Source organism: Paenibacillus sp. MY03, from assembly GCF_002165585.1.
GTDB classification, from domain to species: domain Bacteria; phylum Bacillota; class Bacilli; order Paenibacillales; family Paenibacillaceae; genus Pristimantibacillus; species Pristimantibacillus agaridevorans.
The window spans coordinates 1-245 of the sequence record NZ_MXQD01000133.1 but is presented as its reverse complement, the minus strand read 5'-3'; the positions used below and the strand labels follow the sequence as shown (position 1 = coordinate 245).

The window sequence follows — 245 nt, the reverse complement described above, 5'->3', positions numbered from 1 at the left end:
ACGCTGTACGCGAAGTGGACGACAAACGTATACACGGTGAGCTTCGAGAGCAACGGTGGCAATGCAGTGGCGGCAGCGACGGTTGAGCACGGCGAAACCGTGGAAGCGCCGGCGGCTCCGACAAGAACGGGATACGGGTTCGAAGGTTGGCATACCGATGAGGAACTGATGGAGCCGTATGTGTTTACAACTGCGGTGACGGGCAACGTAACGTTGTACGCGAAGTGGACGACAAACGTGTACAC

General features: G+C 57.6%; 1 protein-coding gene. It reads left to right on the top strand.

Features of this window, described 5'->3' with window-relative positions; all coding sequences use genetic code 11:
• Positions 1–245: InlB B-repeat-containing protein (locus B1748_RS36230; RefSeq protein ID WP_179216022.1), on the top strand; the 245-nt coding region annotated here is incomplete at both ends.